General features: G+C 69.8%; 26 protein-coding genes. 11 read left to right on the plus strand and 15 right to left on the minus strand.

Annotation, left to right across the window (positions count from 1 at the left end):
• Positions 1 to 47: 47 nt before the first annotated feature.
• On the plus strand, positions 48 to 962 hold the full coding sequence (locus tag PO605_RS17965; protein ID WP_047475050.1) for a LysR family transcriptional regulator: 915 nt from the start codon (positions 48 to 50) through the stop codon (positions 960 to 962).
• On the opposite strand, the gene acnD is transcribed toward PO605_RS17965, so the two are convergent.
• The 3 genes from acnD to PO605_RS17980 are packed head-to-tail and all read right to left on the minus strand — an operon-like array spanning position 950 to position 5,220.
• A complete protein-coding gene (acnD, locus tag PO605_RS17970) occupies positions 950 to 3,577 on the minus strand; it encodes a Fe/S-dependent 2-methylisocitrate dehydratase AcnD (RefSeq protein WP_272206710.1) in 2,628 nt (875 codons plus the stop codon). The two genes, PO605_RS17965 and acnD, sit on opposite strands and share 13 nt — an antisense overlap.
• A gap of 60 nt (positions 3,578 to 3,637) precedes the next feature.
• Complete coding sequence (gene prpC, locus PO605_RS17975; RefSeq protein ID WP_016448407.1) at positions 3,638 to 4,825, minus strand: bifunctional 2-methylcitrate synthase/citrate synthase; 1,188 nt, start codon at positions 4,823 to 4,825, stop codon at positions 3,638 to 3,640.
• Positions 4,822 to 5,220: an acyl-CoA thioesterase gene (locus tag PO605_RS17980; protein WP_047475048.1), complete on the minus strand. Its 399-nt coding sequence runs from the start codon at positions 5,218 to 5,220 to the stop codon at positions 4,822 to 4,824. The genes prpC and PO605_RS17980 overlap by 4 nt, the downstream gene beginning before the upstream one ends.
• A gap of 117 nt (positions 5,221 to 5,337) precedes the next feature.
• On the opposite strand from PO605_RS17980, the gene PO605_RS17985 reads away from it, so the two are divergent.
• Complete coding sequence (locus PO605_RS17985; protein ID WP_016448409.1) at positions 5,338 to 6,750, plus strand: short-chain fatty acyl-CoA regulator family protein; 1,413 nt, start codon at positions 5,338 to 5,340, stop codon at positions 6,748 to 6,750.
• A 25-nt stretch (positions 6,751 to 6,775) separates the two neighbouring features.
• Here PO605_RS17985 and PO605_RS17990 read toward each other — a convergent pair whose 3' ends face one another.
• A complete protein-coding gene (locus PO605_RS17990; RefSeq protein WP_016448410.1) occupies positions 6,776 to 7,741 on the minus strand; it encodes a ferritin-like domain-containing protein in 966 nt (321 codons plus the stop codon).
• 318 nt (positions 7,742 to 8,059) lie between these two features.
• Here PO605_RS17990 and PO605_RS17995 point away from each other — a divergent pair, with 318 nt between their 5' ends.
• The 8 genes from PO605_RS17995 (at position 8,060) to PO605_RS18030 (ending at position 14,511) form a co-directional block, all read left to right on the plus strand.
• A complete protein-coding gene (locus tag PO605_RS17995; RefSeq protein WP_016448411.1) occupies positions 8,060 to 8,383 on the plus strand; it encodes a hypothetical protein in 324 nt (107 codons plus the stop codon).
• 251 nt (positions 8,384 to 8,634) lie between these two features.
• A complete protein-coding gene (locus PO605_RS18000; protein WP_016452716.1) occupies positions 8,635 to 8,868 on the plus strand; it encodes a hypothetical protein in 234 nt (77 codons plus the stop codon).
• A 7-nt stretch (positions 8,869 to 8,875) separates the two neighbouring features.
• Positions 8,876 to 9,694, plus strand: a complete 819-nt coding sequence (gene otsB / locus PO605_RS18005) for a trehalose-phosphatase (RefSeq protein WP_047475047.1) — start codon at positions 8,876 to 8,878, stop codon at positions 9,692 to 9,694.
• Positions 9,691 to 11,217, plus strand: coding sequence for an alpha,alpha-trehalose-phosphate synthase (UDP-forming) (locus PO605_RS18010; protein ID WP_047475052.1), 1,527 nt, complete (start codon positions 9,691 to 9,693; stop codon positions 11,215 to 11,217). The genes otsB and PO605_RS18010 overlap by 4 nt, the downstream gene beginning before the upstream one ends.
• Positions 11,218 to 11,328: 111 nt before the next feature.
• On the plus strand, positions 11,329 to 12,405 hold the full coding sequence (locus PO605_RS18015; RefSeq protein ID WP_126311054.1) for an acyl-CoA dehydrogenase family protein: 1,077 nt from the start codon (positions 11,329 to 11,331) through the stop codon (positions 12,403 to 12,405).
• Positions 12,393 to 13,151, plus strand: a complete 759-nt coding sequence (locus PO605_RS18020) for a PIG-L deacetylase family protein (protein WP_074922447.1) — start codon at positions 12,393 to 12,395, stop codon at positions 13,149 to 13,151. The genes PO605_RS18015 and PO605_RS18020 overlap by 13 nt, the downstream gene beginning before the upstream one ends.
• On the plus strand, positions 13,148 to 13,756 hold the full coding sequence (locus PO605_RS18025) for a class I SAM-dependent methyltransferase (RefSeq protein ID WP_017407111.1): 609 nt from the start codon (positions 13,148 to 13,150) through the stop codon (positions 13,754 to 13,756). Before PO605_RS18020 ends, PO605_RS18025 begins: the two co-directional genes overlap by 4 nt.
• Positions 13,753 to 14,511 carry a glycosyltransferase gene (locus PO605_RS18030; RefSeq protein ID WP_272206711.1) on the plus strand — a complete coding sequence of 253 codons (759 nt, stop codon included), beginning with the start codon at positions 13,753 to 13,755 and terminating at the stop codon, positions 14,509 to 14,511. The genes PO605_RS18025 and PO605_RS18030 overlap by 4 nt, the downstream gene beginning before the upstream one ends.
• On the opposite strand, the gene PO605_RS18035 is transcribed toward PO605_RS18030, so the two are convergent.
• From PO605_RS18035 to PO605_RS18045, 3 genes are all read right to left on the minus strand, one after another.
• On the minus strand, positions 14,481 to 15,041 hold the full coding sequence (locus tag PO605_RS18035; RefSeq protein WP_016448419.1) for a DinB family protein: 561 nt from the start codon (positions 15,039 to 15,041) through the stop codon (positions 14,481 to 14,483). The genes PO605_RS18030 and PO605_RS18035 overlap by 31 nt on opposite strands.
• A gap of 22 nt (positions 15,042 to 15,063) precedes the next feature.
• Complete coding sequence (locus PO605_RS18040; protein ID WP_047468196.1) at positions 15,064 to 15,921, minus strand: PhzF family phenazine biosynthesis protein; 858 nt, start codon at positions 15,919 to 15,921, stop codon at positions 15,064 to 15,066.
• A gap of 63 nt (positions 15,922 to 15,984) precedes the next feature.
• Entirely contained in the window at positions 15,985 to 16,389 is a 405-nt protein-coding gene (locus tag PO605_RS18045; RefSeq protein WP_047468194.1) for a VOC family protein, read from the minus strand.
• A gap of 69 nt (positions 16,390 to 16,458) precedes the next feature.
• Between PO605_RS18045 and PO605_RS18050 the strand changes: the two genes are divergently transcribed.
• Complete coding sequence (locus PO605_RS18050) at positions 16,459 to 17,826, plus strand: aminotransferase-like domain-containing protein (RefSeq protein WP_016452725.1); 1,368 nt, start codon at positions 16,459 to 16,461, stop codon at positions 17,824 to 17,826.
• Here the strand turns inward: PO605_RS18050 and PO605_RS18055 are convergent.
• Genes PO605_RS18055 through PO605_RS18090 form a run of 8 tightly spaced genes read right to left on the minus strand, consistent with a single transcriptional unit; the run spans position 17,810 to position 24,855 of the window.
• Positions 17,810 to 18,250 (minus strand): nuclear transport factor 2 family protein, encoded by a 441-nt coding sequence (locus tag PO605_RS18055; protein ID WP_016448423.1) that lies wholly within the window; start codon positions 18,248 to 18,250, stop codon positions 17,810 to 17,812. The two genes, PO605_RS18050 and PO605_RS18055, sit on opposite strands and share 17 nt — an antisense overlap.
• A 5-nt stretch (positions 18,251 to 18,255) precedes the next feature.
• Positions 18,256 to 19,047, minus strand: a complete 792-nt coding sequence (locus tag PO605_RS18060) for an SDR family NAD(P)-dependent oxidoreductase (RefSeq protein ID WP_016448424.1) — start codon at positions 19,045 to 19,047, stop codon at positions 18,256 to 18,258.
• 5 nt (positions 19,048 to 19,052) lie between these two features.
• The gene (locus PO605_RS18065; protein ID WP_016448425.1) at positions 19,053 to 19,613 is read right to left on the minus strand and encodes a DUF3833 domain-containing protein; all 561 of its coding nucleotides are present in this window, start codon (positions 19,611 to 19,613) and stop codon (positions 19,053 to 19,055) included.
• The gene (locus tag PO605_RS18070; RefSeq protein ID WP_047468189.1) at positions 19,610 to 20,890 is read right to left on the minus strand and encodes an MFS transporter; all 1,281 of its coding nucleotides are present in this window, start codon (positions 20,888 to 20,890) and stop codon (positions 19,610 to 19,612) included. The genes PO605_RS18065 and PO605_RS18070 overlap by 4 nt, the downstream gene beginning before the upstream one ends.
• A 17-nt stretch (positions 20,891 to 20,907) precedes the next feature.
• Positions 20,908 to 21,477: a chalcone isomerase family protein gene (locus PO605_RS18075; RefSeq protein ID WP_016448427.1), complete on the minus strand. Its 570-nt coding sequence runs from the start codon at positions 21,475 to 21,477 to the stop codon at positions 20,908 to 20,910.
• 17 nt (positions 21,478 to 21,494) lie between these two features.
• Positions 21,495 to 22,763: an SAM-dependent methyltransferase gene (locus tag PO605_RS18080; protein ID WP_016448428.1), complete on the minus strand. Its 1,269-nt coding sequence runs from the start codon at positions 22,761 to 22,763 to the stop codon at positions 21,495 to 21,497.
• On the minus strand, positions 22,760 to 23,512 hold the full coding sequence (locus PO605_RS18085; RefSeq protein WP_047468187.1) for a DUF1365 domain-containing protein: 753 nt from the start codon (positions 23,510 to 23,512) through the stop codon (positions 22,760 to 22,762). The genes PO605_RS18080 and PO605_RS18085 overlap by 4 nt, the downstream gene beginning before the upstream one ends.
• Positions 23,509 to 24,855, minus strand: a complete 1,347-nt coding sequence (locus PO605_RS18090) for an NAD(P)/FAD-dependent oxidoreductase (protein ID WP_272206712.1) — start codon at positions 24,853 to 24,855, stop codon at positions 23,509 to 23,511. Before PO605_RS18090 ends, PO605_RS18085 begins: the two co-directional genes overlap by 4 nt.
• Between the last annotated feature and the right edge of the window lie 6 nt (positions 24,856 to 24,861).

Raw genomic sequence — 24,861 nt, forward strand, 5'->3', positions numbered from 1 at the left:
AACTAGAATTTTTTTAGCTCACAAATCCATGAATTTTTCTCACCAAAATGCTCGAACGCACCCACCTCGCCATCGTCCGTGAAGTCGAAAAACAGGGCTCGCTGACGGCGGCGGCCGGCGTGCTGTGCGTGACGCAGTCGGCGCTGAGCCACAGCATGAAGAAGCTGGAGCAGCAGCTGGGCACGGACATCTGGCTGCGCGAAGGCCGCAGCCTGCGCCTGACGCAGGCCGGCCAGTACCTGCTGGCCGTGGCCCAGCGCGTGCTGCCCCAGCTGGACCTGGCCGAGGAGCGGCTGCGCCAGTTCGCCCAGGGCGAGCGCGGCGCGCTGCGCATCGGCATGGAGTGCCATCCCTGCTACCAGTGGCTGCTCAAGATCGTCGCGCCCTATCTGGCGAGCTGGCCCGATGTGGATGTGGATGTGAAGCAGAAATTCCAGTTCGGCGGCATCGGCGCGCTGTTCGGCTACGAGATCGACCTGCTGGTCACGCCCGATCCGCTGTTCAAGGCGGGCCTGGAGTTCGTGCCCGTGTTCGACTACGAGCAGGTGCTGGTGGTCTCCAGCGCGCATGCGCTGGCAGGGGCCGATTTCGTGGAGGCCGCCCAGCTCGCGCCCGAGGTGCTGATCACCTATCCCGTTCCCATGGACCGGCTGGACATCTACAACCAGTTCCTCATGCCGGCAGGCATCACGCCGCGCCGCCAGAAGGCCATAGAGACCACGGACATCATGATGCAGATGGTGGCCAGCGGCCGGGGCGTGGCGGCCCTGCCGCGCTGGCTGGTGCAGGAGTACGCGGGCAAGCTGGACGTGGTGCCCGTGCGCCTGGGCGCCCAGGGCATTGCCAAGCAGATCTTCCTGGGCGCGCGCGTGGCGGACCTGCAGACCGACTATCTGCAGGCCTTCATCGAGCTGGCGCGCCAGCCGCTGGCCGCTGGCACGCTCCCTGCTCAGGCTGCCTGAGCCTGCGCCAGGAAGTCCTGCGCAAACCGCTGCAGCACGCCGCCCGCCTCGTAGACCGATACCTCCTCGGCCGTGTCCAGCCGGCAGGTCACGGGCACGCGCAGCGTCTGGCCGTTTCTGCGCTCGACCACCAGCGTGAGTTGGGTGCCCGGCGTGCGCTCGCCTTCCACGCCATAGACCTCCGTGCCGTCCAGGGCCAGGGTCTTGCGGTCGGTGCCCGGCAGGAACTGCATCGGCAGCACGCCCATGCCGATGAGGTTGGTGCGGTGGATGCGCTCGAAGCCTTCGGCCACCACCGCCTCGACTCCGGCCAGCCGCACTCCCTTGGCCGCCCAGTCGCGCGAGCTGCCCTGGCCGTAGTCGGCGCCCGCGATGATGATCAGCGGCTGGCGGCGGTTCAGGTAGGTTTCCATGGCCTCCCACATGCGCACCACGCGGCCTTCGGGCTCGATGCGCGCCAGCGAGCCCTTGTGCTGCACGCCGTCGATGACGGCCATTTCGTTGACCAGCTGCGGGTTGGCGAAGGTGGCCCGCATGGCCGTCAGGTGATCGCCGCGGTGGGTGGCGTAGGAGTTGAAGTCTTCCTCGGGCAGGCCCATGCGCGCCAGGTATTCGCCCGCCGCGCTGTCGGCCAGGATGGCGTTGGAGGGCGACAGGTGGTCGGTAGTGATGTTGTCGGGCAGCAGGGCCAGCGGCCGCATGTTGCGCAGCGTGCGCGGGAAGGCCGCCAGCGCGCCCACGCCTTCGGTATCCCAGTAGGGCGGGCGGCGGATGTAGGTGGACTGGGGGCGCCAGTCGTACTGTGGCCGGGCCCGGTCTCCATCGTCCTTGCGGATGGCGAACATGGGTTCGTAGACGGCGCGGAATTGCTCGGGGCGCACGGCCTGGGCAACGATGGCGTCGATCTCCTCGTCGGCGGGCCACAGGTCCTTGAGGCGGATCTCGCGGCCTTCCACCACGCCCAGCACGTCCTGCTCGATGTCGAAGCGGATGGTGCCCGCCAGCGCATAGGCCACGACCAGCGGCGGCGAGGCCAGGAAGGCCTGTTTGGCATACGGATGGATGCGCCCGTCGAAGTTGCGGTTGCCCGAGAGCACGGCCGTGGCGTAGAGGTCGCGCTCGACGATTTCCTGCTGGATCCTGGGGTCCAGCGCGCCGCTCATGCCGTTGCAGGTGGTGCAGGCAAAGGCGACGATGCCAAAGCCCAGCTGCTGCAGCTCGGTGAGCAGCCCGGCCTCCTTCAGGTACAGCTCCACGGCCTTGGAGCCCGGCGCCAGCGAGGACTTGACCCAGGGCTTGCGCGTGAGACCCAGGCGATTGGCATTGCGCGCCAGCAGCGCCGCGGCGATGACATTGCGCGGGTTGCTGGTGTTGGTGCAGCTGGTGATGGCCGCGATGATGACGGCCCCATCGGGCATCAGGCCCTGGCGCTCCTGGGCGCGGGCGGCCTGCAGTTTTGCCGCATCGGCAATGCCGCGCTCGGCCAGGGCCGAGGTGGGCAGGCGCCGGTGCGGATTCGAGGGGCCGGCCATGTTGCGCACCACGGAGGACAGGTCGAACTGCAGCACGCGGTCGTACTGGGCATCGGCCAGGCTGTCGCTCCAGAAACCTGCGGTGCGCGCATAGGCCTCGACCAAGCGCACCTGGGCCTCGTCGCGGCCGGTCAGGCGCAGGTAGGCCAGGGTCTGGTCGTCAATGGAGAACATGGCCGCCGTGGCGCCGTATTCGGGGCACATGTTGGAGATGGTGGCGCGGTCGCCGATGCTCAGACTGTCGGCGCCCTCGCCAAAGAATTCCACATAGGCGCCGACGACTTTTTGCTGGCGCAGGAATTCGGTCAGGGTCAGCACGATGTCGGTGGCGGTGATGCCGTCCTGGCGCCGGCCCGTGAGGCGCACGCCCACGATCTCGGGCATGCGCATCCAGGAGGCGCGGCCCAGCATGACGTTCTCGGCCTCAAGGCCGCCCACGCCCACGGCGATCACGCCCAGGGCATCGACATGGGGCGTGTGCGAGTCGGTGCCGACACAGGTGTCCGGGAAGGCCAGGCCATCCTGCACTGTCACCACGGGGGACATCTTCTCCAGATTGATCTGGTGCATGATCCCGTTCCCTGCAGGGATCACATCCACGTTGGCAAAGGCTTTTTTTGTCCACTCGATGAAGTGGAAGCGGTCCTCGTTGCGGCGGTCCTCGATGGCGCGGTTCTTCACGAAGGCATCGGGATCGAAGCCGCCGCACTCCACGGCCAGCGAGTGGTCCACGATGAGCTGCACGGGCACGACGGGGTTGACCTGGGCCGGGTCGCCGCCTTCGGCCGCGATGGCGTCGCGCAGGCCGGCCAGGTCCACCAGGGCGGTCTGGCCCAGGATGTCATGGCAGACCACGCGCACGGGGTACCAGGGAAAGTCGATGTCACGCCGGCGCTCGATGAGCTGCAGCAGGTAGCCGTGCAGCTGCGCGGGATCGGCGCGGCGCACGAGGTTCTCGGCATGGACGCGGGCGGTGTAGGGCAGGCGTGCCCAGGCGCCGGGCGAAAGCGCATCGACGGCGGCGCGGGCATCGATGTAGTGCACCGTGGTGCCGGGCAGGGGTTTCTTGTGGGTGTGGTTCATGGGGCGGATGCAATGCGGGCAGGCCTGCAGCCCGCCCGCCAGGTTCAGGACAGCGGCGGCTCAGGCGCGCGCATCGAGGGGCACGAACTTCTGGTCATCCGGCCCCGTGTAGTTGGCGCTGGGGCGGATGATCTTGTTGTCCTGGCGCTGCTCGATCACGTGCGCGGCCCAGCCGCTGGTGCGCGCGATCACGAACAGCGGCGTGAACATGGCCGTGGGCACGCCCATCATGTGGTAGCTGACGGCGCTGAACCAGTCCAGGTTGGGGAACATCTTCTTGACCTCCCACATCACCGATTCCAGCCGGTCGGCAATGTCGTACATGCGGGTGGTTCCGGCCTCGTCGGACAGGCGCTTGGCCACGCCCTTGATGACCACGTTGCGCGGGTCGCTGACGGTGTAGACCGGGTGGCCGAAGCCGATCACCACTTCCTTGGCATCGACGCGGCGGCGGATGTCGGCCTCGGCCTCGTCGGGCGTGTCGTAGCGCTTCTGGATCTCGAAGGCCACCTCGTTGGCGCCGCCATGCTTGGGCCCGCGCAGCGCGCCGATGGCGCCCGCGATGGAGGAATACATATCGCTGCCCGTGCCCGCGATCACGCGCGCCGTGAAGGTGGAGGCGTTGAACTCATGCTCTGCATAGAGGTTGAGCGAGGTGTGCATGGCGCGCACCCAGCCTTCGGACGGCCGGTGGCCGTGCAGCAGGTGCAGGAAGTGGCCGCCGATGGAGTCGTCGTCGGTCTCCACCTCGATGCGCCGGCCCGAATTGCTCCAGTGGTACCAGTACAGCAGCATGGAGCCCAGGCTGGCCATGAGCCGGTCGGCAATGTCGCGGGCACCCGCCAGGTTGTGGTCGTCCTTTTCGGGCAGCACGCAGCCCAGGGCCGAGACGCCGGTGCGCATCACGTCCATCGGATGGGCGCCGGCAGGCAGCTGCTCCAACGCCTGCCTGACGCTGGCCGGCAGGCCGCGCAGCGCCTGCAATTTGGTCTTGTAGGCCTGCAGTTCGGGGCGCGTGGGCAGCTTGCCGTGCACCAGCAGATGGGCGATTTCCTCGAACTCGCAGACCTCGGCAATGTCCAGGATGTCGTAGCCGCGATAGTGCAGGTCGTTGCCCGAGCGGCCCACGGTGCACAGCGCGGTGTTGCCGGCGGTCACGCCCGACAGCGCGACGGATTTCTTGGGCTTGAATGCGGACGCAGATGGTGCTGTTGACGCAGATGGCGCGTCGATGGTCGTGGTACTCATGGAAGGGTCTCCTGGTTCAGATAGGAATGGGCAATGGCCGCAGGAAGGCCGTTGTGGTCGACAGCCACCATCTCGAACAGGCCCTTGAGCACGTCCTCGCAGGCAATGCCCGGAGCATGGGCCGACGCGGTGACGCAGACCGTCATGGAGCTGCGCCCCACGCGGCTGACCCAGCCGCGCAGGACGATCTCGTGGCCCACGGGCACGGGTGCCAGGAAGTCCACGCCGGTGACGGCGGCCATCACGACCTCGCGCTGTGCCAGGCTGCGCGCAGCGAGAAAGGCCGCCTTGGCCATGAGCTGCAGGCCCTGGCCCGCGAACAGCGTGCCGTGGTGGTTGGCCAGCGCGGGCAATACCAGTTCATGCAACTCGGCGGTTCCGGTGGGTGTTGTCATGTTTCGCAATTTACGCAAAATAGCGCCCCTGCCATAGTGCTGAAAAGGCGAATTCTTGCGAAACGAAGTCCGCGAATTTGCAAATTCTGCGAATAACAGCCACCCGAGGAAACAGCCATGAAGAAGACGTTCATGGGCGTCAAGCTGCGCAAACTGCGCGCGGAGCACGGCCTGTCCCAGATCGCCCTGGCCCACGCGCTGGGCCTGTCGCCCAGCTACCTGAACCAGCTGGAGCAGAACCAGCGGCCGCTGACGGTGTCGGTGCTGCTCAAGCTCAACCGCGCGCTGGGCGTCGATATCCAGCAGTTCTCGGAGGACGAGGAAGCGCGCCTGGTCGCCGGCCTGCGCGAGGCCCTTGCCGAGGCGCCCGAATCCATTGCCCTGCCCGAGCTGCAGGAAGTCGCCGCGCAGATGCCCGCCCTGGGACGTGCGGTGATGGCGCTGCATCGCCGCCATCTGGAGGCCCTGGAACGCATCGAGAGCATGTCGCTCAGGCTGGGCGATGACCGCTCGGACATGCCGGTGGCGCGCACCATGCCGTTCGAGGCCGTGCGCGATTTCTTCTTTGCGCACCAGAACTACTTCGATGAAGTCGACCGCGCGGCCCAGGCCCTGGCTGGCGAGGCGCGTGCGGACCCGGGCCATCTGGCGGACTGGCTGGTCCGGCGGCTGCAGCAGCGCCACGGCGTGCAGGTGCATCGCCTGGAAGACTCCCGGCAAAGCCAGCGCCGGTTCGACCCGGCCACGCGCTCGCTGTGGCTGTCCTCGGCGCTGGAGCCTGCGCAACAGGCCTTCCAGCTGGGCACGCAGCTGGCCTTGCTGGAGATGGGCGACACGCTGGACCGGCTGATCGCCACCGCCGCCTTCCAGGGCGACCCGGCCTCAAGCAAGCTCGCCCGCGTGGGCCTTGCCAACTACTTTGCGGGCGCGCTGCTGCTGCCCTACGACCTGTTCCTGGAATCGGCCGAGCAGCTGCGCTATGACATCGACCTGCTGGGCCAGCGCTTTGGCGTGGGCTTTGAAACCGTCTGCCACCGGCTGAGCACGCTGCAGCGGCCCGGCGCGCCCGGCGTGCCCTTCTTCTTTGTGCGCGTGGACCGCGCGGGCAATATCTCCAAGCGCCAGTCGGCCACGCATTTCCACTTCAGCCGCACCGGCGGCACCTGCCCGCTGTGGACGGTGTACGAGGCCTTCGGCCAGCCCGACCAGGTGCTGCGCCAGCTCGCCAGCATGCCCGACGGGCGGCGCTACCTGTGGATTGCACGCTCGGTCTCGCATGGCCAGCGCGGCTATGGTTCACCACGCAAGACCTTCTCCATCGGCCTGGGCTGCGACATACGCCATGCCGCGCGCCTGGTCTATGCCAAGGGGCTGGACCTGGGCGATCCGGAATCGGCCACGCCCATCGGCATGGGCTGCAAGGTCTGCGAGCGCGACCAGTGCACGCAGCGCGCCTTTCCCTATGTGGGAAAGGCGCTGCATGTGGATGAGAACGCCAGCCGCTTTGCGCCGTACGGCGTAGGCGGCTAGCAACCCCCAGGCATCCTGTGCCGGGTCAGGAGGCCGCGCGCATGCGGTCGCGCAGATCGCGCACTTCGTCGTGGTTGCGCTGCGCGCCCTGGGCCTGGCGCTCCACCATCACGCGGATGGCCGGAGGCAGCGGCTGCTTGAGCGCCTTGCGGTACTGGGCCACGGCGGAATCCTCGCCGCGCTCGCACTCCTCCAGCACGGCCTTGTCGTCCTGCGAGGTCAGCGCCGTCTTCACCGACACCCAGCCCCGGTGCAGCGCGCCGGCCACCGTGCCGCCCGATGCGGGCTCGCGGCCCAGCTTGCGGATCTCGGCCTCCAGCTCCAGCGCGGCGGCGCCGCACTCGGCGCTGTGGCGCAGGAACAGGGTCTTGAGGTCCGGCGAGTCGGCGTTCTCGGCCGAGGTGCGAAAGCCGTACTCGCCATCGCGGCAGGATTCGAGCAGGTCGTTGAGCACGTCGGCTACATCGTCGTTGTCGATGTCGCCGGTGTAGGCCGGTGCCACGATGGTCCCCGTGTCATCACGGACATCGCGAACGCCTGCGCGCTCCCAGGCCGCGCGCGCTGCGGGCCGGGCCTGGTCCCAGTCCAGATGGCTGGCGCCACGGCGCGTGGTCCATTCGCGCTCCCATTCGGCGTCGAAGGCATCGAAGTCGGCATCGCGGCGCGCGGCGGCCGCGTTCCAGCCCAGCTCGTAGGCGGGGCGGTACTCCTCGTAGCTGCGGCCGGCCACGTAGTAGGGCTCGTTCTGGTAGGCGTCGCGCCAGTAGGCGTCCTCGACCGTGGGATTGACGGCTTCGGCCGCGCCCTTGCCGGCCAGCCCGCCGACCACGGCACCGGCCACACCGCCCACGGCAGCACCGATGGGGCCGCCCATTGCGCCGAATGCAGCGCCGGTCACGGCACCGCCTGCAGCGCCTATGCCGGTGCCCACGGGATGTGCGCCGGGCGCGTCGGACAGCGGGTCACGGTTTGCGGGATTCGATTGCGTCATGGAATGTGCTCCTTGGCAGTTGAAAGTGATGTCTATCGTGATCGCCGTGGCGCGCCGCCGGCGTGCGCGCTTGCGGCCATGTGCCGTAGGAACGCGGCGACCGGGCCTTGCGGACATCGCGCCAGTGGCCTGTGGCCATTTTTCGCACCCCGGCACAGGGCAATCACAGGGCAATCGGCGTGCCTGAGAACGGCGTTCATGCGCGAGGCATCTTTTCGTTCCTGCGCTTTCGGCGTGGTCCCACGGCGGCTGCGAAAGGGCCAAGAGACCATGGCCCAAGCGCCGCCTGCGCAGGCCCGCGAATGAAAGGAAGACGCCATGAAAGACAAGACCCCATCCGCATCCAAGTCCTCTGCACCCACACAGGCGAAGCCGTCGGGCGATGGCCAGACCAAGCTGCCCGGACAGGTCGGCAAGGCGCCCCATGCGCCCGGTGAATCCGATGCATCCGACGCATCCGAACAGGGCCTGCGCCTTCCGCACGAGCGCGACCAGAGCCTGGACGCTACCAGCGATGCGCCCGATCCGGTGATGCGCCAGGCCCATGACGACCTCGCCTCCGGCCAGGTCGATACCGACATGCGCCAGACGCCGGGCCTGGATGCCGAACGGCGCAAGAAGATGGTGCGCAAGCAGCCTTGATGGCACCTGACGCTTGCACCTGAAGCGCAACGAGCTGCTGGCAGCCAGCAAGATCGCCAGCAACCGCATGACCGGCATCGAAGGGCTCTGGACGGGGAGCAGCTGCAGCAAGGGGCGGCCTTCCACGTCAATCTGGCCGCCCGCGCGCACGAAAGCGGAGCCTGCAAGGAATGCCACTCCATCGACGAAGACGACCCGGCACGGCCCGGCAACTGAGGTGCCCGCGCTTCACTTCATACAGGAGCAACCCCATGCCCGACATTCCCGACTGGCTCCAGTGGCCTGCCTTTCTGGCCTCCATCGCCGGCGCCTGGTGTGTGGGCTCGCGTTCTGCGCAAAGGCGCAACCTGGGCTTCTGGATCCTGATGCTCAGCAATGCGCTGTGGGCGCTGTGGGGCTGGTCCACGGCGGCCTGGGCGCTGGTGAGCCTGCAGTTCTGCCTGGCCATCACCAACATCCGCGGCTCCATCAAGGCCGAGCGGTGAGCAGGCCATGGCAGCAGACGCTTTCCTGATGTCGATCCACGAAACCGGCAACCCATACCCTGGCGCTCCCATGGAAACACCCCCATTCCCCACCTGCAGATCCGCCCTGTTCCTCGACTTCGACGGCACGCTCGTGCCGCTGGCCGAGACCCCGGACGCCATTGCGCCAGACCCCGTCCTGATCCCCATGCTGGCCAGGCTGCAGGGTCTGTTGGGCGGTGCGCTGGCCATCGTCACGGGTCGGCAGGTCGAGATGCTGGACCACTTTCTGGCGCCGCTGCATCTGCCCGCCGCCTGCGAGCACGGCCTGCAGCGGCGGGATGCCGCAGGCCGCCTGCACATGCAGGCATCGGCCATGCCAGAGACCGTGCTGCAGATGTGCAATGCCTTGGCGGCCGACCATCCCCGCCTGCTGGTGGAGCGCAAGCGCTCCTCGGTCGCACTGCACTACCGGCGTGCGCCAGAGCTGGCGGCGCTGTGCCTGGACATGTTGGGCCTCGCCCTGCAGCACCAGCCCGGTCTGGAGCTGCTGCACGGTAAATGCGTGCTGGAGGTCAGGCCTGCGGGCGTGGACAAGGGCCGCGCCATTGCGGCCTTTCTGCGCGAAGAGCCGTTCGCCGGCCGCACCCCCGTGTTTGCCGGTGACGATGTCACGGACGAGAGCGGCTTTGCCGTGGTGCAGGCACACGGCGGCATGGCGATCAAGGTGGGCGAAGGCGCAAGCAGGGCCCGCCACCGGCTGGGCAGCCCGCAGGCCGTGCATGCCTGGCTGAAGTCCGCATGCATGCACCCGGCTGCGCAGACCTGCGCGGAGGTGCTGCCATGAGCCGGCTGGTGGTGATCTCCAACCGCGTGGCCGATCCGCGCAGGGCCGCGGCCGGGGGCCTTGCCGTGGCCATGGGCGATGCGCTGCGGCAGACGGGCGGCCTGTGGTTCGGCTGGAGCGGGACCGTCACCGACGACGGTGCCCAGGCCGCGCCGGCCGGCCATGTGCACCGCACCCAGGCAGGCAACGTCACGCTGGCCACGGTGGACCTGGACCGTGCGGACCATGACAGCTACTACGCGGGCTACAGCAACGGCGTGCTGTGGCCCGTCTTTCACGGACGGCTGGACCTGGCGAGCTTCGACACGGGCCATGCGGCCGGCTACCGCCGCGTGAACCAGCTGCTTGCGCGCAGGCTGCTGCACCTGCTGGCGCAGGACGACATCCTCTGGGTGCATGACTACCACCTGATCCCGCTGGCGGCCGAGCTGCGCGCCCTGGGCTGCCGCCAGCGCATCGGCTTTTTCCTGCACATCCCATTGCCCCCGCCGACCCTGCTGGCGGCCATTCCCGAGCATGCATGGCTGATGCGCTGCCTGTTTGCCTACGACCTTGTGGGCCTGCAGACCCGCCAGGACGTGCAGCATTTCGAGCGCTATGTCTGCGACGAGGCCGGGGGCCAGTCGCTGGGCGATGGCGCCTTGCGTGCCCATGGGCAGCGCCTGGTGTGCCGCGCCTTCCCCATCGGCATCGATGTGGAGGGCTTCGCGGCGCTGGCCCTGTCCGGCGCATCGCAGGACATGCATGCGCGCATGAAGCACGAGTACGCACAGCGTCGCCTGCTGCTGGGCATAGACCGGCTGGACTACTCCAAGGGCCTGCCGCAGCGCCTGCGTGCCTTTCGGGAGCTGCTGGCCCGCCATCCCGAGCAGCGCCGGCGCGCCACGCTGATCCAGATCGGCTCGCCCACGCGCGAGGGCCTGGACGCGTATGCCGACATACGGCGGGAGCTTGAATCGCTGTGCGGCGCCGTCAACGGCGACTACGGCGAGCTGGACTGGATGCCCGTGCGCTACATCCACCAGACCCTGCCGCGCGATGGCATTCCGGGCCTGTGCCGCGCGGCGGCCGTGGGCCTGGTCACGCCGCTGCGCGACGGCATGAACCTCGTGGCCAAGGAATATGTGGCGGCCCAGGACCCGGCCGACCCGGGCGTGCTGGTGCTGTCGCGGTTTGCCGGCGCGGCCGAGCAGCTGCAGGAGGCGCTGCTGGTCAATCCCTACGACGTGCACGGCACGGCCGCCGTGGTGCAGCAGGCCCTGCAGATGCCCCTGCAGGAAAGGCGCCAGCGGCACCAGCGGCTGCTGCAGCGCATCGCCGAGCAGGACGTGCACTGGTGGCGCAAGGCCTTTCTGTCTGCCTTGAAAGAGGCCAGGCCGCTGGAGCACAGGGAAAGGGAAGCCTTCGGCATCCCCGTTCCCTCGATCAGGCAGGAGCAGGCACCGCTGCGCCTGGAGCTGGCCGCCTGCCCTGCCGACGGCGTGGAACGGGACGCCTGCCGGTCGGTGGTCTCCGACAGGTAATGCCTTCCTGCTCCTGCGGCGCCGCGTTCATCCTCCCGGCACCATGGCATCGCCCGGCCCCACCCCCATTTCCCGGGCTGCGCACGACACACAAAAGGAAGGCAAGCGGCGATGGCCCAGCACGACAACGAGCACGCCCATGCGTGGACATGCAGCGACACGCTGGCGCAGGCCTTGCGCGGCCACACGGACCTGTCGCCAGCGGACCAGTTGGCCCTGCTGGTGGCGCAGGGCGCCGACCGCCTGCCGCTGCCGGGCCATGGCCACACGCTGCAGCGCTGGCGCGCACTGGCCGAGGTGGCCGCCCACAGCCTGAGCCTGGCCAAGCTCTATGAAGGCCATACCGATGCCCTGGCCATCCTCTCCGAGCTGCAGGCAGACCTGGCCACCGAAGGCCTGCGCTGGGCCGTCTGGTGCGCCGAGCCGCCGGGCGAGCGCGTGCAGGCCACGCCCACGGCCCCCCATGCTGCGGCACATGCCGGCATGGCCGTGCAGCTGTCCGGCCACAAGCCCTGGTGTTCGGGCGCGCGCGCGGTGGACCGTGCCCTGGTCAGCGGCTGGCTGGCCGACGGCCGGCGCTGCCTGATCGCCGTCACCATGGACCAGCCCGGCATCCGCAGGGACGACAGCCACTGGCAGGCCGTGGGCATGGCCGCCAGCGCCAGCGCCGACGTGCACTTCGACGGCGCCACCGGCGTGCTGGTCGGGGCCCCGGGCCAGTACCTGAGCCGCCCCGGCTTTCACCATGGCGGCGCGGGCGTTGCTGCCTGCTGGCATGGCGCGGCAGCGCGCATCGCCAGCCATCTGCAGCAGGCCGTCGGTCAAGGCGAGGACCCGCACCGCCAGGCCCACCTGGGCGCGCTGGATGTGGCCCTGGCCGGCGCGGCCGGCCTGCTGCGCGACGCTGCGGCCCGCATCGATGCCACGCCCTCGGACCCCTGCCTGCTGGCCGTGAGCCGCGCCCGCCTGGCCGTGGAAGCCGCCGCCGAAGAGGTGCTGCGGCGCGTGCCGCGCGCCATCGGACCGGGCCCGCTGTGCAAGAACAGGGGCCTGGCACAGCTGATGGCCGACCTGCCCGTCTTCATCCGCCAAAGCCATGCCGAGCGCGACCAGGCCGCGCTGGGCCGCCTGCTGGCCGACAAGGCACAGGCCTCGCAGGCACCGGGAGGCGCGGCATGGATGCTGTGAAGCCGCGCCTCATCGAGGGCCGGGGCACGCCGGAATCGCGCTGGCAGGCCTGGTTTGCGCAGCGCCGGCCAGCGCAGGTATCCATGGACGACCTGCTGGACGGCCGGCGCCGCGCCGTCATCGTCGCGCCACACCCCGATGACGAGATCCTGGGCTGCGCCGGCCTGCTGCGCCGCTGTGCCGAGCGGGGCATGCCCTGCCTCATCGTCTCCGTGACCGATGGCGGAGCCAGCCACCCCGACTCGACGCTGTGGCCGCCGCAGCGGCTGGTGCGCGAGCGCGTGCAGGAGAGCACCCAGGCCCTGGCCCTGCTTGCGCCGCAGGCGCAGGTGCTGCGGCTGGGCCTGCCCGACGGCCATATCGCCGAGCATGCAGCGCAATTGCTGCAGCGGCTGGAGCCGTTGCTGCAGCCCTCGGATGCGCTGTTGTGCACCTGGCGCGAAGACGGGCACCCGGACCACGAGGCCACGGGCCAGGCCTGCGCCACGGCGGCCCGGCACGCGGGCTGCCGGCTCTTCGAGCTGCCGATCTGGGCCTGGCACTGGGCCGAGCCCGGCGACGCGCGCGTGCCCTGGCACCGCGCCGCCGCCATTGCGCTGGCGCCGCAGGAGCTGGCGCTCAAGCGCCAGGCCCTGTCGTGCTTTCGCAGCCAGCTGCTGCCCGACCCGTCCACGGGCCGCGACGCCATCCTGCCGTCCTGGGCCACGCAGCGCCTGCTGCGTCCGTTTGAAGTGGTGTTTCTATGAACGGCGCCCGGCAGCACTTCGAGCAGATGTACCAGGCCGACCCCGACCCCTGGCAGGTCGCATCGCGCTGGTACGAGCGGCGCAAGCGCGACCTGCTGCTGGCCGCCCTGCCGCGCGAGCGCTATGCCCACGGCTTCGAGCCCGGCTGCGGCAATGGCGAGGCCACGCAGCGCCTGCTGCAGCGCTGCGACCGGCTGTGCGCCGTCGATTTCTCGGACAGGGCCGTGGATCTGTGCCGCCAGCGGATTGCACCGCAGGACCGCGCCCGCCTGGACCTGCAGGCCCTGCCCCTGCCCTGGCAATGGCCACAGGTGCCCCAGGTGCCGCAGCAAGGCTTCGATCTCATCGTGGTCTCGGAGCTTGCCTACTACTTCGACGACGCGGCACTGGCGCATTTCAACCGCCAGTGCCTGGCCTCGCTGCAGGGCGGCGGCCACTGGCTCATGTGCCACTGGCGGCATGGGGCGCACGATCACCTGCAGAGCACCCGCGCCCTGCATGACAGCGTGTCGGCCCATGCGCAGCTGCACTTGCTGCTGAGCCACAGCGAACCGGATTTCCAGCTGGACATCTGGCAGAAAACCCCTGAAAGGACGGACAGATGATCGGCGTGTGCATCCCAGCCCATGACGAGGAAGACCTCATAGGCCGCTGCCTGGACAGCGTGTTTTGCGCGGCCGCCCATGCCGACCTGCAAGGCGAGACCGTGGCCGTCGTGGTGGTGCTGGACAGCTGCCAGGACGCCACCGAATCGGCCGTGCGCCGCTGGCCCGCCATCCCGTTGTCCATTGCCGCGCGCAACGTGGGCAAGGCGCGGGCCCTGGGGTCGGAGTACCTGCTGCTGCTGGGCGCCCGCTGGCTGGCCTTCACGGACGCCGACACCACCGTCTCGCCGAGCTGGCTGGCCGACCAGCTGGCGCTTCAGTCCGACGTGGTCTGCGGCACGGTGCAGGTGGCCGACTGGTCGGCCCACGGCGTCCAGGCGGACACGGCGCGGCGGCACTTCGAGACCACCTACACGGACCGCGACGGCCACTGCCACGTGCATGGTGCCAACCTGGGCATCTCGGCCTGGCACTACCGCCAGGCCGGCGGGTTCGACGCACGCACCTGCGGCGAGGACCAGGACCTGGTGGACCGCCTGGCGGCCGGCGGCGCCCGCATCGCCTGGTCGGCCCGGCCCCGGGTGATGACCAGCGGCCGCGCCTACTCGCGCGTGGCCGACGGCTTTGCCGGTGCGCTGCGCCAGGGATGGGCCCTGCCCGGCGACGCGCCGCCTGCGCTGCCCGTGCTCCAGGGCGCCCTGGCGCAGCAGGCCCTGGCCCTGCCTCAACCGCAGGCCGGCTCGTCCACGCGGTAGCAGTCCCTGAGGAACACCGGCAGGTCGTTGGCCGGCGGCACGAAGGGCACCTGGTACATCATGTCGCTGACAAAGCCACGGTGGTAGCTGCCATGGTTCACCACATGCAGCACGATCTGCTCGCGCGTCATGGCGCCCTGCCCGCCGCCCACGAACTCGAAGTGCACGACCTTCGCCAGTTCCTCGTCCGGGCATGCGTCGACGAACTCCACATACCAGCGGTCCATTGCCTGCACGGATTCCCACAGCGCCTGCAGCGTGGGCGTGTGGTCGGTGTTGCGCATGGTGTAGCCATGCTTGCGGCCCTGCAGGTGGTGCCTGAAGATGTCCTCCACCACAAGGACGTGGTTCAGCGTGCGCACCATGTTGCCGAAGCTCGTGGGGCGCTGCTTCAAGGCCTCGCCTTCGGGCAGCTCCATCACGCTCTTGAAGGTCAGGCCGTTGGCCCAGGCCTTGTAGCGCACCAGCATTTTCAGGTTGGCCCTGGCCGATGAGACGGGAGCGCGCGGGCTCTCCTGGATCGCTGTCATTCGTGGGTTCCTTCGGTGTGGATCAAAGGCCGCGCAGTGCGCCTTCGACATGGGTGCGCGCCGTGCCGCCCACCCAGACCTGGCCCGTGCCGTCACGGGTCAGGAAGATGCGGCCGTCACGGCCCAGGCAGCGGCCCTGGGCGGCAACGTAGTCGCTGTCCATCACCCCCGTCGCAAACAGCCACTGCGCCAGCGAGGCGTTGAGGCTGCCGGTGACGGGGTCTTCGACGATGGCGCCCTGGTGATCGGAGAAGAAGGCGCGCACCTCGCAGGCGGCAGGGCTGGCACCGCCGACACCCCTGGCATAGGGCCCCACCACGCCCACGTCCATGCGCGTGGGCCACTGCCGGGCCGGGTCCAGCGCCAGCACCTGCTCGGCCGAGGCCAGGCGGATGCCCAGCCAGCCGGGGCCGTTGTCTATCCACGAGGCGGCCTGCACCTCTTCGGCGGTGATGCCCAGCATGCGCAGCGCGGCATCCAGCTCGTCGGCGGTGGGCGCGCCAAAGCGCAGCATGGGCGGCGCGGCGAATGCCAGCCGCCCATGCTCCTGCCGTATCTGCACCAGGCCCGCCCCGCACTCCTGGACGATGTGGCCTGCGTTCCTGGGCGCACCGCGCTGGGACAGCCAGGCATGGCAGCTGCCCAGCGTGGGATGGCCGGCAAAAGGCATCTCCCGGTCCAGCGTGAAAATCCTCACGCGGTAGTCGGCCTGCGCCTGCGTGGGCGGCAGCAGGAACGCGGTTTCGGAGAGGTTGAACCAGCGTGTCAGCTGCTGCATCTGTGTGGTGGTCAGCGCCTGCCCACCGGTGATCACGGCCAGCGGATTGCCGGACAGCGGGCCGCTGGCGAAAACGTCGACCATATGAACGGCAATGCTCATGAAGACAGTCCTTGTTGCATGGGAAGGAAAAGAAGGGGAAACGGACGGCGGTCCCGATCTGCGCTACGGCCGCACATCGGCGCGATGCACCACATGGACCTTGTTGCCGTCGGGGTCGCGCAGGTAGGCACCGTAGTAGCCATCGCCGTAATGAGGTCGCTGGCCGGGCGGGCCTTCGTCGCTTCCGCCACGCGCCAGGCCGGCGGCATGGGCCGCATCCACCGCCTCGGGCGACGGCGCCAGAAAGGCCGCCATGCTGCCGTTGCCCGCCGTGGCCGGCTCGCCGTTGAAGGGGCTGTAGACATAAAAGCGCGGCAAGGAAGCCTGCGGCGCCACCCAGCACAGCGCGGCCGGCCCGCCATCGGGCTGGACGGCGCGGCGCTGCAGTCCCAGCGGGGAAAGCACCGCGTCATAGAAGCGGCCGGCCCGCTCGAGATCACGGGCGCCGACGGTGATGTGGCTGAACATGGGGTGAACGTTACACTATCGATAAATGAAATAGTGTCACGGCACACTCTTTTTTTCCTTGCCCCGACCATGCTCCTGCCCTCCCCCTGGACACCCCGTCTTGCGCGCATTGAAGCCAGTGCCGCCGAGCGGCTGGCGCGCGCCCTGGCCGACGACATCGTCGAAGGCCGGCTGGCCGGCGGCGACCGCCTTCCCGCCCACAGAGACCTGGCCGACAGGCTGCAGATCGGCCTGGGCTCGGTGACCAGGGCCTATGCGCTGCTGGAGCGCCGGGGGCTGACGCGCAGCGTCAAGGGCCGGGGCACCTTCGTGGCCGCCCGGCGGACGCAGGGCGGCGAGGCCATCGACCTGTCCTCCAACGCGCCGCCGGCCGCCATCAGCGAACGCCTGCTGGCGCGCACGCTGACCGCGATTGCGCGCCGCATCGATGCCGATCACTTCAATTCCTACGCGCCGCCGGGCGGACATGCGGAGCATCGCCGCGTGCTCGCGCGCTGGCTGCAGACGCTGGGCCTGAACGTGGAACCCGGCCACATGGTGCTGACCAGCAGCGCGCGCCAGGCGCTGTCCCTGGCCCTGGACCTGGTCTGCCAGCCCCGGGGCCGGCTGCTGACCGAGCGCATCACCTACCCCGGCGCCATTGCCCTGGCCCGGCGCAAGGGCTGCGCCCTGCAGGGCCTGGCCATGGACGCGCAGGGCCTGCTGCCGCAGGCGCTGGCCGAGGCGCTGCACGGCATTCCCGCCGCCGAAGGCAAGGTGCTCTACCTCACCCCCACGCTGCACAACCCGACCACGGCCACCATGGGCGCGGAGCGCAGGCGGGCGATCGTGGATATCTGCCGGAACGCAGGCGCCTGGATCATCGAGGACGGCGTGTATGCCGCCTGCTCGCCAGATCACGCGCGCCTTGCGCACCTGGCGACCCTGGCGCCCGAGATCACCCTGCATGTGAACGGGCTGTCCAAGTCGCTGGGCCCGGGGCTGCAGGTGGGCACGCTGGTGCTGCCGCCAGCGCTGTGCGGCGCCGCGCTGGCGACGCTGCAGGAGCTGTCCATGGCGCCTTCGGCCCTGTCATGCGCCGTGGTCGATGAATGGCTGTCCCAGGGAGTGGTCGCCTCCCTGCAGGCCGACCTGCGCCATGAGGCACAGCGGCGCGTGCGGCTGGCCGCATCGCACCTTGCCCCACACCTGGGCGACAGCCGCCTGGTACTGCACCCCGAGGCCTACAACGCCTGGCTGCCCATGGAGCGCGAGGCCGCCGACCGCCTGGTGTCGGCCGCAGCGGCGCTGGGCGTGACGCTGACCGATCCGGGCTCGCTGATGGTGGAGCCGCACGACCGTGCCAGCGGGCTGCGCATCTGCCTGGGCGCCCCAGGCCTGGACGACCTGGACGGCGCCCTGGCGCAATTGGCCAGGCTGCTTACTGCGGAGCCCTGAGCTTGTTCTGCAGCGCCCTGGCCACGGCACCCAGCACGGGCACCTTGGCAAAGATTTCCTCCACCGGGTCCCAGAAATCGCGGTGCACTGCCACCAGTCCCTGCGCATCGAACTCCAGGTAGCTGGTGCCGCAGATGTGCATGGGCTGGCCCGATGCCCTGACAAAGCCCAGCTCCCACAGCAAAAAGCCGCTGTCCCCCTGCACCGCGCCCTGGCTGACGGCGAAGCGGGGCCGGTCCAGTTGCTCGAACATGTGGGCGAACACGCGCTGTATCGCTGCGTGGCCGCGCACATCGTTGAACGGGTCCTTGAACCGGGCCTGTTCCGCATAGAGGGCCAGCAGCGCCGGCAGGTTGTCGCGGCGCAGCGCCTCATAGGCCTGGGCCAGCCGGTCCAGTCGGGGATCGCCGAGGGCAGTGCTCATCGGTTTCAGGCTCCTGTGATGCGGCGAACCGCCGAGAAATACCAGGCATCGGGCAGGCAGCGCAGCAGCCGCACCCAGCGCGTGAAGCGGCGCGGAAAATTCATCTCGAAGCGCCCCTGTGCCCAGCCCTGCAGCATGTGCCGGGCGGCCTCGTCGGCACCGATCAGGGCCGGCATGCTGAAGCTGTTTTGCGCCGTCAGCGGCGTATCGACAAAGCCGGGGTTGATGATGGACACGCCCAGGCCCGGGCCGTGCAGGTCCAGGTAGAGGTTTTCTGCCAGGTTGTTGAGCGCCGCCTTGGTAGGACCGTAGGCCAGGGACATGGGCAGCCCGCGATAGCCTGCCACCGAGCCGACCAGGGCCAGATGCCCCTGGCCGGCCTCCAGCAGCATGGGCAGCACGGCATCGAGCAGGTGCAGCGCGCCGCCATAGTTCACGGCCAGGTGGCGCTGCATCTCGGCTAGGTCGAACTCGGTGGCGCGCTGGGGCCGGTAGTGGCCGGCGCAGTACACCACCAGGTCGGGCGCCCTGCCCACATGGGCCCGCACGGCACGGGCTGCCTGTGCCACGGCCTGGGCATCGGTCACGTCCAGCGGCAGGGCCAGGCAGCCTTCGCGGCCGCGCACGAAATCCTGCAGCGCACCGCCATGCCGCGCAGAGACAATCACGCGCGCGCCCTGGCCGTGCAGCGCTTCGGCCGTGGCGCGCCCTATGCCCGAGGAGGCGCCCAGAAGCCATGCCGAGCGGCCCTTCCAGTCGCGCAGCGGCGGGTTCAGCCGGCGGGATAACAGTGGCATGGCCATCACTCCTTGATGATGGCCAGCGTCACGTCGCCCAGGTGCAGGCCGAGCTTGCTCATGGCCGTGCGGTTGAGCAGGGTGCGCCCGTCCATCAGGTACATCCAGTCGTCCATGCTGACGTTCCAGACCCTTCCGTCCACGGGCAGGGCCAGCACGTAGCTCCAGCGGATGGCATTGCCCGCGCTCTGGCCCTGGGCCTCGCCCACCACGTCGTCGGCCCGGCCGCTGTAGCGGCCCTCGCCCAGGTGGCGGATATGCCAGATGCGCTGCTGCGTGCTGCCGTCGCTGTAGACGAAGTGCTCATCGAGCGTGCCCTCGTCGCCATTCCAGCGGCCCGTCATGCGCACGGTGAATCGCTTGACCACCTTGCCCGAGCGGTCCGTGAACATGCCGTGGGCCGTCAGCGGCCCGTTGAAGTACTGGCGCAGGTCCAGCGTCGGCTGCTCCTTGGCGTAGTCCTGCACGGAAGGACCGGCGCAGCCCGCCAGAGACAGCGCCAATGCCGCCCCCAGGCAGGCGCGCCGCAGTGGTGAAAACGAAGCGCAGTGGGTGATGTGGCTCATGTGTGCCTCCAGGAAGAATGCAGTCGCTCGGCGCGCCAAAGCAGCCCGGCCGCCGCCAGTTTGAGCAGGCAGGGCAGCCCGCCATAGGCCCAGGCCAGGGCCTGCAGGCCGGCCGGATCGGTGCTGCCGCTGCGGTAGCCCGCAACGGACAGCAGGGGCAGGGCCAGGCCCGCGGCCAGGGCCAGGTTGAGCTTGGTGGCGCAGGTCCACCACCCCAGGTAGCGGCCCTCGCCCTGGCCGCCCTGGCCGGACTCGTGGATCACGCCCGTGAGCAGTGCGCCCGGCAGGGCCAGATCCGCGCCCAGGGCCAGCCCGCTGGCCAGGCAGATCACGGCGAAGGCCAGGCCGTCACCCGTGCCCAGCCAGGGCGTGAAGCCGAAGGCCAGCACGCTGGCCAGCATGCCCGCGCGCCAGCTGGGCGCCAGGCCCCAGCGCGAGACGGCCTTCACCCACAGCGGCAGGCCCAGGGCCGCCGCGCCAAAAAAACACAGCAGCAGCAGGGGCTGCATCCCGGGCACCTGCAATCTGTCGGCCACGAAGAAGGGCAGCAAGGTGGCCGGAATGGCCGCGGCCACGCCGTTGACCATGAAGACGGCCAGCAGCCGGCGAAAGCCGGCATCCGCCCATGGTGAGATCCGAGAGGTGTCCGCCGTGGCCTGCTGCGGCAGCGCCACCGGAGCCTTGAGCCGGTACAGCCCCACCAGCCCCAGCGCCAGCCCCAGCGCCAGCACGGCGCTGGTGGTGTCGAACCCCAGCCAGGCCGGCAACACGCTGGCCAGCAGCACACCGCCCAGCGTAGCGCCCTCGCGCCAGGCCGTGACGCGGGCCCGCCAGGCGGGCTGCCCGCCCCAGCGCGTGCCCCAGGCCTGGTGGACGATGGTGACGAAGCTGTAGGCCAGCGTGCACACCAGCAGGCTGCAGGCCAGCCAGCCCAGCATGGCGGCCTGGGCACCGCGCGGCGGATGCCACAGCGCCCAGAAGCCCAGGACCATCAGCAGGCTGGCCAGTGCAGCCGCCCACCACGCTGGCCGCATGCCCCGGCGCAGCAGCCGGTCGGCCTGGCGGCCGATGGCGGGGTCCACCAGGGCATCGAAGGCACGCGTGGCCAGCAGCACCGCGCCCAGCCCCGCCAGCGGCGCACCGGCCACGCTGGCGTAGTGGTAGGGCAGGTTCACATACAGCGGCAGGGACACGAACGCCAGCGGCGCGGCCAGGCCGCCATAGGCCAGCCCTGTGCGCCAGGGCAGCAAGGGGGCGGCGGCAGGGTGCGAGGCCATGGCGTGGTCCCGGGCGCTCAGGATTGGCCCAGCAGCGAGCTGCGCATGGCAGGTGCCGAGGTCTGGGGCGCGAGCCAGATGCCGAAGAACAGGCGCGCATAGTCGGCATCGCGCAGCTGTGCAGTCTGGCGGCCGTTGTGGAAGAAGCGCACCTCGCCCTGGCCGTCGTTCAGGCCCAGCAGCCGGTCCTGGGCCGCCACATCGGGAAATGCCTGCTTCATCAGCGCCAGCCATTGGCGGGACTGCTCCTCGGTGAAGCCGTCGACCCTGCGCATTTCGGCGATGGAGCGCTCGGCGATGGCCGCGCCTTCGAGCTTGCGGTCATAGACCAGCTCCAGCGCGAACGGGTGGCGGGCGTAGTCTTCGGGCACAAAGCCCGGTGCGGCCCACAGCCGTGCCTCGTACACGCGCAGGCCGAAAAAGCGCAGCACGCCCGTGCCCACCAGGCGCGCGGCCGGCAGGGCGCTGCGCAGTTCGGCCGGAAGGTCGGCAGTCGGAGTCTTGGCGTGGAGTTCGTTGGGCATGGCGATCAGTGAAGGGACAAGGGCGCAGGCGGCGCCCCAGGCCAGCGCCTGGCGGCGCGGCATGTGACGTGGTGGCGATTTCATGGCAGGGGCCTGCGCAGCGTGAACTGGACGACATCGGTGTTGCCGGTGTCGAAGGCCGCCTCGCAGTAGGCGAGATAGAAGGTCCAGATGCGCACGAAGCGTTCGTCAAAGCCCTGGGCCCGCACGGCGTCGAGGTGGTGATCGAAGGCCTGGCGCCAGCGCCGCAGCGTCTCCGCATAGTCGCGGCCGAAGGCCATGCGGCGCTCCACCACCAGGCCGGCGCGCCGTGCCTCCTGCTCGAAGGCAGGAATGCTGGGCAGCAGCCCGCCCGGAAAGATGTACTGCTGGATGAAGTCGGTGGAGCGCAGATAGCGCGCGAACAGGTCCTCGCGCAGCGTGATGGTCTGTATGCAGGCCAGGCCCCCGGGCTTGAGGCAGTCGCGCAGCGTCTGGAAGTAGCCGCGCCAGTATTCGCGGCCCACGGCCTCGAACATCTCGATGGAGACGATGGCGTCGAAGGGCTCGCCCGCATGCCGTGCCGGCAGGTCGCGGTAGTCCTGGTAGCGCAGCTCCACGGCGTCGGCCAGGCCGGCCTGCCGCATGCGCTGCTGTCCCCAGGCCAGTTGCTCGCGCGACAGCGTCACGCCCGTGACCCGGGCGCCGAACTCCTGCGCCGCCGCCTCGGCCAGCCCGCCCCAGCCGCAGCCGATCTCCAGCAGGCGCTGGCCGGGCTGCAGCCGCACCTCGTCCAGCGTGCGCCTGAGCTTGGCCTGCTGGGCGTCCTGCAGGTCGGCGTGGCGCAGCGATTCACCCGTGCGCCCCTGGAACCAGGCGGCGCTGTAGCTCATGCCGGGGTCCAGCCACAGGCGGTAGAAATCGTTGCCCAGGTCGTAGTGGGCATGGATGTTCCTGGCGCTGCCGGCCCGCGTATTGCGCTGCAGCAGGTGGCGCAGGCGGTAGCCCAGCCGGCCCCACCAGCTGCCGTACACCAGGCTTTGCACATGGTCGCGGTTGGCCATGCACAGGCGCAGCAGGGCGGCCAGATCGGGGCTGTCCCATTCGCCGGCGATATAGCCTTCGGCCAGGCCGATGTCGCCCGATTTCAGGGTGCGCTCCAGCGCCCGCCAGTCGTGCAGCACGCAATGCGCGTCGGCAGCCCCCGACGGCGGACGGGGCAGGTGCAGCAGGCGGCCATCGGGCTGCTCCAGGTCCAGCTGCCCGTGGGGCAGGCGTTCGAGCAGGTTCAGCACACGGCGTGCCCGCGCAGGCGTGCGGCGCGGCGCTGCGGCGGTGGGGCTCAGCAGGGGGGCGGCGGTAGTGTTCATCTTGTGACGAAGCGCTTGGGCGCGGAGGGTTTGCCATGGAAAGGCACGCGCTTGGCCCAAAGGCGCAGCGCGTGCCAGTGGATGCGGGCGACCACGCCCAGCGTCATCAAAGGGGTGCCGAAGAAGGCGCGGCGCACGGCGGCGGCATCCAGCACCTGCAGCACGCCGCCCACGCTGGTCTGCAGCAGCGGGCCGTCCTCGTCATGCAGGTCCACGCGTGCCAGGGTGCGGTCTTCGCTGCGTTCGAAGCGGAAGCGGTACTCGCCGCGCACCTCGCAGAACGGCGAGACGTGGAATTGCTTGCGCGCCACCTGCTCGCGGCCCCAGGCCAGGTCCGGCCCCGCCAGCAGATAGGCATGGCGCTCGCCAAAGGTGTTGTTGACCTCGGCCAGCACGGCGGCCAGCGACCCGTCGGCGCGGTGCGCATACCAAAAGCTCACGGGCTTGAACACGTAGCCCAGCACGCGCGGAAAGGTGTGCAGCCAGACTTCGCCATCGGCGTCGGCTATGCCTTCGCTGTGCAGCAGCTGCTCGAACCAGGCCAGTGCGTCGCAGCCGCCCTCGCCGTGGTCGCTGTCATGGAAGCTCAGCCAGCCACGGCGGTTGCGCCTGAGCGCGGCGTCCGGCTGCGTGCGCAGGCTGCGCATGGGCAGCATGAGGAAATAGCCCGGGTAGCGGAAGGCATGCTCCACCGGCCGCAGGCGGCGGTGCCAGACATGGCCGAAGCCGATGAGCGGCCGGGCCGTCATGCAACCCCCTCGAAGGCCGCGCTGGCGGGCAGGACGGGCAAGGTCGGCAGGGCATGCAGCAGGCCGTCGGCCGCGACCAGGCCCGAGCGCAGGCCGTCCTCGTGGAAGCCGTAGCCGCACCATGCGCCGCAGAACCAGGTCCTGCGCTGGCCTTGCAGGGCATCCACCCGGCCCTGGGCCTCGATGGCGGCCAGGTCGAACACCGGGTGGCTGTACTCGATGCGCGCGTGGACCTGGCTGTCATCGATGGGGCGCACCGGGTTCAGCGACACCATCACGGGCTGCTGCCACGGCAGGGGCTGCAGGCGGTTGAGCAGGTAGTGCAGGCAGACGCCGGCCCGGTCTTTTCCGGGATCGGCGGCGCGTTCGTAGTTCCAGGCGGCCCAGGCCGCCGGGCGGCGCGGCAGCACGCCGGCATCGGTGTGCAGCACGGCCTGGTTGGGCTGGTAGCGGATGGCGCCCAGCACGCTGCGCTCGAGCGGCGTGGCATCGGAGCCCAGCAGTCGCAGGGCCTGGTCGCTGTGGCAGGCCAGCACCACGGCGTCGAACCGCTCCGTGCCGTGCGCCATCTGCAGCAGCACGCCGTGCGCGGCGCGGCGCAGGCCCAGCACGGGCGCGTTCAGCCGGACCTCGTGGCGGCCGTCCTTTTGCAGCGCGGCCACCATGCGCCGCACATACTGGCGCGAACCACCGCGCACGGTGCGCCACAGCGGCCGGTCCGTGACCTGGATCAGGCCGTGGTTGTGGCAAAAGCGGATCAGCGTGGCCACGGGAAAGCGCAGCATCTGGTCGGTGGGGCAGGACCAGATGCAGCCCATCATGGGCAGCAGATAGTCCTGGCGAAAGGCCGGCCCGAAGCCGTGGTCGTCCAGGAAATCTTCGATGCAGCTGCGCAGCCGCGCTTCATCGCCTTCCTCGGCGATGCGCGTGGTCAGGCGGTTGAAGCGCAGGATCTCGGCCAGCATCTTCAGGAAACGGGGCCGCAGCAGATTGCTGCGCTGGGCGAACACACCGCCCAGCGAACTGCCGCTCCACTCCAGGCCCGCCCGGCCGCCGGCCTGCGGCACCTGCACGGAAAACGACATCTCGGCCTCCGCCGTGGGCACCTGCAGCTCTTCGAACAGACGGGTCAGCAGCGGATAGGTGCGGTGGTTGAACACCAGAAAGCCCGTGTCCACCCCCTGGCTCACGCCGCCCAGCGCCAGATCGACCGTGTTGGCATGGCCGCCGAAATGGCTGCCTGCCTCCAGCAGGGTCACGCCATGCCCGCCCGGCGCGCCGGCCAGCCGCCGTGCTGCGGCCAGCCCCGCAATCCCCGACCCGATGACTGCAATGCGATGCATGGGAGC

This window comes from Delftia sp. DT-2 (genome assembly GCF_028401915.1).
GTDB classification, from domain to species: domain Bacteria; phylum Pseudomonadota; class Gammaproteobacteria; order Burkholderiales; family Burkholderiaceae_C; genus Comamonas; species Comamonas tsuruhatensis.

Excerpts from the sequence above, each read along its gene's own strand:
- PO605_RS17965 (WP_047475050.1), top strand. The coding sequence starts at position 48 with ATGCTCGAACGCACCCACCTCGCCATCGTCCGTGAAGTCGAAAAACAG.
- acnD (WP_272206710.1), bottom strand. The coding sequence starts at position 3,577 with ATGAACCACACCCACAAGAAACCCCTGCCCGGCACCACGGTGCACTAC.
- prpC (WP_016448407.1), bottom strand. The coding sequence starts at position 4,825 with ATGAGTACCACGACCATCGACGCGCCATCTGCGTCAACAGCACCATCT.
- PO605_RS17980 (WP_047475048.1), bottom strand. The coding sequence starts at position 5,220 with ATGACAACACCCACCGGAACCGCCGAGTTGCATGAACTGGTATTGCCC.
- PO605_RS17985 (WP_016448409.1), top strand. The coding sequence starts at position 5,338 with ATGAAGAAGACGTTCATGGGCGTCAAGCTGCGCAAACTGCGCGCGGAG.
- PO605_RS17990 (WP_016448410.1), bottom strand. The coding sequence starts at position 7,741 with ATGACGCAATCGAATCCCGCAAACCGTGACCCGCTGTCCGACGCGCCC.
- PO605_RS17995 (WP_016448411.1), top strand. The coding sequence starts at position 8,060 with ATGAAAGACAAGACCCCATCCGCATCCAAGTCCTCTGCACCCACACAG.
- PO605_RS18000 (WP_016452716.1), top strand. The coding sequence starts at position 8,635 with ATGCCCGACATTCCCGACTGGCTCCAGTGGCCTGCCTTTCTGGCCTCC.
- otsB (WP_047475047.1), top strand. The coding sequence starts at position 8,876 with ATGGCAGCAGACGCTTTCCTGATGTCGATCCACGAAACCGGCAACCCA.
- PO605_RS18010 (WP_047475052.1), top strand. The coding sequence starts at position 9,691 with ATGAGCCGGCTGGTGGTGATCTCCAACCGCGTGGCCGATCCGCGCAGG.
- PO605_RS18015 (WP_126311054.1), top strand. The coding sequence starts at position 11,329 with ATGGCCCAGCACGACAACGAGCACGCCCATGCGTGGACATGCAGCGAC.
- PO605_RS18020 (WP_074922447.1), top strand. The coding sequence starts at position 12,393 with ATGGATGCTGTGAAGCCGCGCCTCATCGAGGGCCGGGGCACGCCGGAA.
- PO605_RS18025 (WP_017407111.1), top strand. The coding sequence starts at position 13,148 with ATGAACGGCGCCCGGCAGCACTTCGAGCAGATGTACCAGGCCGACCCC.
- PO605_RS18030 (WP_272206711.1), top strand. The coding sequence starts at position 13,753 with ATGATCGGCGTGTGCATCCCAGCCCATGACGAGGAAGACCTCATAGGC.
- PO605_RS18035 (WP_016448419.1), bottom strand. The coding sequence starts at position 15,041 with ATGACAGCGATCCAGGAGAGCCCGCGCGCTCCCGTCTCATCGGCCAGG.
- PO605_RS18040 (WP_047468196.1), bottom strand. The coding sequence starts at position 15,921 with ATGAGCATTGCCGTTCATATGGTCGACGTTTTCGCCAGCGGCCCGCTG.
- PO605_RS18045 (WP_047468194.1), bottom strand. The coding sequence starts at position 16,389 with ATGTTCAGCCACATCACCGTCGGCGCCCGTGATCTCGAGCGGGCCGGC.
- PO605_RS18050 (WP_016452725.1), top strand. The coding sequence starts at position 16,459 with ATGCTCCTGCCCTCCCCCTGGACACCCCGTCTTGCGCGCATTGAAGCC.
- PO605_RS18055 (WP_016448423.1), bottom strand. The coding sequence starts at position 18,250 with ATGAGCACTGCCCTCGGCGATCCCCGACTGGACCGGCTGGCCCAGGCC.
- PO605_RS18060 (WP_016448424.1), bottom strand. The coding sequence starts at position 19,047 with ATGCCACTGTTATCCCGCCGGCTGAACCCGCCGCTGCGCGACTGGAAG.
- PO605_RS18065 (WP_016448425.1), bottom strand. The coding sequence starts at position 19,613 with ATGAGCCACATCACCCACTGCGCTTCGTTTTCACCACTGCGGCGCGCC.
- PO605_RS18070 (WP_047468189.1), bottom strand. The coding sequence starts at position 20,890 with ATGGCCTCGCACCCTGCCGCCGCCCCCTTGCTGCCCTGGCGCACAGGG.
- PO605_RS18075 (WP_016448427.1), bottom strand. The coding sequence starts at position 21,477 with ATGCCGCGCCGCCAGGCGCTGGCCTGGGGCGCCGCCTGCGCCCTTGTC.
- PO605_RS18080 (WP_016448428.1), bottom strand. The coding sequence starts at position 22,763 with ATGAACACTACCGCCGCCCCCCTGCTGAGCCCCACCGCCGCAGCGCCG.
- PO605_RS18085 (WP_047468187.1), bottom strand. The coding sequence starts at position 23,512 with ATGACGGCCCGGCCGCTCATCGGCTTCGGCCATGTCTGGCACCGCCGC.
- PO605_RS18090 (WP_272206712.1), bottom strand. The coding sequence starts at position 24,855 with ATGCATCGCATTGCAGTCATCGGGTCGGGGATTGCGGGGCTGGCCGCA.